Annotated in this window: 3 protein-coding genes; all 3 read left to right on the forward strand. The window is 65.4% G+C overall.

Features of this window, described 5'->3' with window-relative positions; genetic code table 11:
* The coding region (locus APM_RS15935; RefSeq protein WP_007424418.1) for a hypothetical protein at positions 1-2,268 on the forward strand (2,268 nt) is incomplete at its 5' end.
* Positions 2,269-2,270: 2 nt separating this feature from the next.
* Positions 2,271-5,345 carry a CHAT domain-containing protein gene (locus tag APM_RS15940; protein ID WP_007424419.1) on the forward strand — a complete coding sequence of 1,025 codons (3,075 nt, stop codon included), beginning with the start codon at positions 2,271-2,273 and terminating at the stop codon, positions 5,343-5,345.
* A 35-nt stretch (positions 5,346-5,380) separates the two neighbouring features.
* Positions 5,381-6,558 (forward strand): serine/threonine-protein kinase (locus tag APM_RS15945; protein WP_007424420.1); only part of this gene is annotated, 1,178 nt, incomplete at its 3' end.

Genomic DNA, 6,558 nt, shown 5'->3' on the forward strand with positions numbered 1-6,558 from the left:
CCGCTCACTATTGCCGGCACGCTGAGTGTAGCGTCTGGCGGAAATATCGTTCTCAGCGCCAATGGAATGGATCTGGCCGGTGGAACGATCCTGGCGAATTCGGGCGCGGTGACGCTTGCTCCACTTAGCTTCGATACCATCGCCCTCGGTGGGACCTCGACTACGGCGCTCGATCTTTCAAATCAGCTCTTGAACGCCATCGGTGCGAATTCCCTTCAGATCGGCACTGTCCAGACCGGGCTGATCGAAAACGATGGCTCGATCAGTCTTTCAATCCCAAACATCCTGATGGATGCGGGCACTATCAACATCAACCAGCCGTTCCTTGCGCAACATAGCTCGTTGATCGTGCAGGCAGGTGGCGAATTCACCGGCAATGGTGGCATTACGGTAGCTGCCCTCGGTGCCGCCGCAAGCCTCGTCGCCCTTACCGGCAGCAACTCCATCACCACTCTCGGCAGCATCAGCGCCGCCGGCAGCTTCACCCTCGACGACAACGCGCCCCTCACCATCGCCGGACCCTTCACCGCCACCAACGCAAGCATCACCAACACTGGTTCTCTCGACATCACCGGTTCCTTCAACGCCACCGACGCAAGCCTCGCCGCCTCGGACATCCGCATCAACGCCAATCTCGACGCTACGACCCTCAGCCTCGATGCCAACGCAGGCACCATCACCAATGCCGGCTCCGTCACCGGCTACGTCACCGCCTCGAACCTCGATGCCACCGCAAGCCTCGTCGCCCTGACCGGCAGCAACTCCATCACCACTCTCGGCAGCATCAGCGCCGGCAGCTTCACCCTCGACGACAATGCGCCCCTCACCATCGCCGGTTCCTTCAACGCCACCAATGCAAGTTTTGCCGACACCAGCGCCGGTGGCTTGGACATCGCCGGACAGGTCAGCCTCGCCTCGCTCCTCGCCCTCTCCGCAACAAGCGGATCCATCACCAGCTCGGGCACCGGTTCCATCTCCGCACCCACTCTCGATGCCGCCGCAAGCCTCGTCGCCCTCACCGGCAGCAATGTCATCACCACTCTCGGCAGCATCAATGTCGGCACCTTCACCCTCGACGACAATGCGCCCCTCACCATCGCCGGAAGTCTCGTTGCGCAGCGCGCAGCAATCTCGGCCGCCGATCTCACCATTCCAGGCGTCATTCTTGTCGATGGCGCGTTAAGCCTGGCGACGTCCGGAACGATCTCCGAGACCGGGACGATCGACCCCACCCTGCTCCAGATCGCAGGGGCGCGGGACGTGCTGCTGACCGGCAGCAATACGATCGACGCTCTTGGGTCGGTCAGCGTGCCTCTGGGAAACCTGGCGCTGGTGGATCAGGTGCCTCTCACGGTGAACGGCCCCGTATACGCCCTCAATATCTCACTTGATTCACCCGCCATGTATATTCCCGGCGCGATCAACACGCCCGGCACGCTCGGTCTGGGCTATGGCCCGATTTCCGGAAACGGTCCCATCACCGCCGCGACGCTTACGAGCAACAGTGCCGTCACCGGCGACGTGGCGCTGACTGGAACGGATAACGTCATAGGCACTCTCGGCGGATTCGATGCCGCCGGCCATCTCTTCGCGTTGACCGATGCCACGGCGTTAACCGTGGCCGGACCTGTTTCGGCGAAGGCGCTGACCATAACGGCAACCGGCCAGATCACTCTGGACGGGGCGGATGGCGGTTCCTTCTCGATCGGCGGCCAATTTCTCCCGACATACGTCTACAATGGCCTGTCGCCACGTAACGGCATCGATTCGGTTCTGCAGGTGATCGCGAATGGAGCGCCGGCTAACGGCATCGTACAGACCGGCCAGTTCAACATCGACACCGGTTCCCTTCAAGGTCAGCCAAACACGCTGTTTATGCTTCTGCCGGACGGTGCCGACGCGAAGTTCAACGATCTCAATGCCCGCAGCACGGATCTGGCGATTTCGCTGATCAACGGATATGCACAGGGAACATTGTATTTGCACTATCTGCTGGTGGCGGGCGGCCTTAATGGACAAACGGCTTTCGTCGGCCAGATCGCCGGTCTTGCCGGCTCGGCCGCGGCGCATAACGGCAAGGTCGTTCCTGTGCCGGGATCCAGCTATCGCTTCAACTCGTGCATTATCGGATCGGTGAGTTGCACCGTGTTGCCTGTGGCGATCGTGCCGGAGCGCAACCCGCTGGATGATTTCGACATCAGTCCACGGCGGCGACGCAAGCTGGATGCGAATGTCCGGCTGCCAGGTGTGGCGGCAAAGGACTATTGACCATGCGCCGAACGGTCCTGGTTCTGGCCGCCCTTGCCGGCCTGGCGCTGTTGAGCGCGTGCACGCGGCCGCCGCCGGGCGCCTATGCGCATGACACGGATTCCCCGCAATCGGCCAGCGGCCGGCAACTCGCGCTGGGCAAAAATACCAGCGGCGAAACCTGCACCGCCAGCCGCACGACCTCCGGCGGCGCATTGATCTACTGCGGCAGTTGGCACCAGCCCAGCGCCGAAGTGCATGCGGGTCCGGAGGCGAACCGGGCGAACCTGAATGCAATCGTTACGCGAGGAAACTGGCGGGCCGGTCTCGAACAGCGCTACGCGTGCGGCAATCCAAAGCCGACAACGGTGCTCGGGCACTACCCTGGAGAGGTTCTGCTCTGCACGCAGCGGATCGGCGGCTGGCCGCATGTCGCCCTGGCAGCCTTGATCCGCGGCCATGTGTGGTTTGCCGATGGCGTGCAACCGGCTTTTCCAGCCATGGAACGCGCCGTCGGCGTGATCAGCGGCGCAGTGCCAGCCGCCGATGCCGGCGCGATGACCACTTCGGTCTCCGACAGCCAGCTTGCCGACCGCCTCGCCGCCGCCGCCTTCACCTCGGGTGATATCCACGAGTACGGCAAGTTGATGACGCTCGGCAACCGCTCCAACCAGGCCGAGGATTACCCTGCCGCCATCACCGCCTACCGGGCCGCGCTCGCGCTGCAGCAAAAGGCGCTCGGGCCGGAAAATCCGAATACGGTGACGCCGATGCTGGATCTTGCCCTGAATCTCTCGGATCAGGGCGATTATAGCCAGGCTGACGCCCTGCTTGCGCAGGCGGCGAAGCTGGCCCCCCTGGCCGTGGATCCCACGGCGGTCGCGCGACTCGACCATTATCGGGGTCTCGATCAACTCAATCAGGGTCATGATCGCCGCGCGCTGCGGCTGCTCTCGGCCGCAAACCGGGATTATGCATCGCTTCTGCCCCGCTCCGTGTTGCGCCCCCACCCTGCCGCGACCGGGTCCGACGATGGCTTCGGCCTTTCGGCCGGAAGCCGGGGGGGATCGCTCCTCGCCGCGCAGTCGACCCTGTTGAGCCCGATCGGGCAGCAGGCCCTGCTCGGCGTGATCGAAACACTGCGGTATGAGGGCGTGGTGCTCGATGCGGCCGGCCATCACAAGCAGGCCGCCGTGAAAATTGACCGTGCATCGGCGATCGCTTCGGCGAACGGGATTGCTCCTCCCGTGCTTCGCGCCAGGCTTGACCGGAGCACGGCCGCCGTCGACACGGCGTTTGACAGGACCGCCTCGGCTGCCGCCAGGCTGGCGCAAGCCTCGTATGATTTCGAACATGCCCTGCCCGGTTCGCGCCCCGTCGCCGACACGCACCTGCTGCGCGGCGGCGTGCTCGACCTCGCCGGTCAACCCGGAAAGGCCCTGGAGGCTTGCCGGGCCGGCATAAAGCTTCTCGCCCGCCTGCGCCTCGGCACCTCTGCGGCCCTGGTTGCTCCGTGCCTCGACGCGGCCAATCGGGAAGCGGAGAAGAATCCTGCCCGGGCCGGGGTGCTTCGCGCCGAGATGTTCGCGATGGCGGAACTCGCGCAAGGCAGCACGACCAGCCGTGAAATCGCCGAGTCCGCCGCGCGGCTGGCCGCGGATTCAAAGAGCCCCAAAGTCGCCGCCGCGATCCGCGCCCATCAGGATGCCGTCATCGCCCTGTCGCGCCTCTACCGGGAGCGTGACGGCATCGCCCATGAACGGCAGGCAACGCCAGCCGCCATCAACGCAATCGACATGAAGATCGCGGCGGCAACCCGGCGGCTCGCCGAAGCGGACGAGTCCGTCGAGGCGGCGGCACCGAATTTCGGCCAGCTGGTCCAGCAGGTCGTGCCCGCCGGCACCGTGCTCGACCGGCTGAGGCCTGGCGAAGCCTTTCTCGATATCATGCCGGCGCCGGACGGCACGTGGACGTTCCTGTTGCACGACGGGCAGATCGCCGTCGCGCACACGAAGGTCGACGAGACGCGCATGACCGCACTGGTCCGCAAAGTGCGCCAAAGCGTCGTGCCGACGCAGGCGGGATTGCCGACCTTCGCGATGACCTCTGCCGAAGCGATCTATCGCGCGACCCTGGCCCCCTTCGCGACCGACCTCGCGAAGACCACGGCGATGGTGGTTTCACCGGCCGGGGCGCTGCTGTCGCTGCCATTCGCGCTGCTGCCCACCGAGCCGGTCGCCCCCGGCACGCCGCTGGCCAAGGTGCCCTGGCTGATCAGGAAGATGACGCTGGTCTACGTTCCCGCGGCCGCGAATTTCGTCTCGCTGCGCGCCATCGCCGGCACGTCGCCCGCCAAGCAGCCCTGGTTTGGCTTCGGGGACTTCAAGAACACGAGCCTGGCCCAGGCCGAGGCCACGTTCAGTGGCCCCAGTTGCGGCGACAGCGCCCGGCTCTTCGCCGGCCTGCCCCACCTGCCGTATGCGAAGCTCGAACTTGACGCCGCCCGCGCGATCTTCAAGGCACCCGCATCGGACGAGCTGCTGGGGGCGGCCTTCACGGTCCCGAATGTCGAGCACGCCGACCTGAAGCAATACCGGATCCTGCATTTCGCGACCCACGCGCTGCTGCCCTCCGAACTGCCCTGCGCTCATGAACCGGCGATCGTCACCTCGCCGCCGCCCGGCGCCAGGTCCGCGGCGAACTCGATGCTGACGACCTCCGACATCACCAATCTCAAACTGAACGCCGACCTCGTGATCCTGTCGGCATGCAATACGGGCGGGGGCGACGGAAAGGCCGGCGGTGAAGCGCTTTCCGGCCTTGCCCGCGCGTTCTTCTTCGCCGGCGCCCGCGCGCTGATGGTCACGCAATGGTCGGTGAACGACCAGGTCAGCTCCTATCTGGTCGCAACCACGCTCACCCATCTGGCCTCATCGACGGGCGAGGGGGCGGCCGCGAGCCTGCGGAGCGCCCAGCTCGACCTGATCAGGGGCGCCGCGTCCGGCACCCTGCCGGCCAAGCTCGCCGATCCGTTCTTCTGGGCGCCTTTCGTGGTCATCGGCGACGGTGGACAGGGCACGCGCAATCTGGCCAAGTAGCGATCATCACGCATCAGAAAGCGAGACATCCCCTCATGGCAGCGCCAGATCTGACGAAGCTCGGAAAATATGACATCGTCCGTATTCTCGGCCGGGGCGCCATGGGCACCGTCTACGAAGGCTTCGATCCGATCATTGCGCGTCGCGTCGCCATCAAGACGGTCAATCTCGATGATACCGACGACGCCGAGGCCGCCGAGGGGCTGCTCCGGTTCCGGCGGGAAGCGCAGGCCGCCGGACGGCTGACGCATCCGAACATCGTGGGCATCTACGATTACGGCGAGACCGACGGGCTTGCCTATATCGTCATGGAATATGTCGAAGGCGAAACACTGAAATCGGTGCTCGACAGAGGCGAACGCTTTGCCACGGTCGACGCGCTGCGAATGATGCGGTCGCTGCTCGCAGGACTGGCCTACAGCCACGACAACGGCGTTATCCATCGTGACATCAAGCCTGCCAATGTGATGATCACGAGAGATGACCAGGTGAAGCTCGCCGATTTCGGCGTCGCCAGAATCGAAAGTTCGAGCCTCACCCAGGCCGGGACGATGATCGGCACGCCTTCGTACATGTCTCCCGAGCAGTTCATGGGGCAGACGATCGACATGCGGACCGACATCTATTCCGCAGGCGTCATGCTTTATCAGTTACTCACTGGCGAGAAGCCGTTCGAAGGCTCGATCACCGCGATCATGCACAAGGTGCTGAACGTCGAGCCGCCAGCGCCCTCGGCCCTGTCGATCTCGGTGCCGCCGAGGCTCGATGCAATCGTCCGCAAGGCGATGGCGAAACGGCCGGACGACCGTTTCGCCGACGCAAGGGAATTCGCGCAAGCCCTGGCAACCGCGGAGTCCGACACCGGTTCCGGCGGCCTCTCGCTCGCTGGCGAGGGAGTTGATGGAGATGCGACGATGATCGCCTCTTCCGGCCGTCATGCCGCCGCCGCACCGGAAGCCTCCGTCCGCTTGCCCACCCCTCCCGCACCCGCGGGCGAGACCGGCGGCCGGCGTGGCCTCCTCATCGGCGGAATTGCCGCGGCCGCGTTGATCGTCGCCGGCGGCGGCACTTATTTCCTGCTGGGCGGCGGGCACCATGCCGCGCAGCAAGCCGCGCCGTCCCACCCCTCCGCGACGAAGCCCGCCTCAGCCAGAAGCGTCAAGACGCCGGCGCCGGCGCCGGCGCCCGCGCCACCGGTTGCCGCTCAAGCGAC

Source organism: Acidiphilium sp. PM (assembly GCF_000219295.1).
In the GTDB taxonomy this organism is placed as follows: domain Bacteria; phylum Pseudomonadota; class Alphaproteobacteria; order Acetobacterales; family Acetobacteraceae; genus Acidiphilium; species Acidiphilium multivorum.

Coding starts and splice junctions, on each gene's coding strand:
- APM_RS15940 (WP_007424419.1), top strand. CDS start 2,271: ATGCGCCGAACGGTCCTGGTTCTGGCCGCCCTTGCCGGCCTGGCGCTG.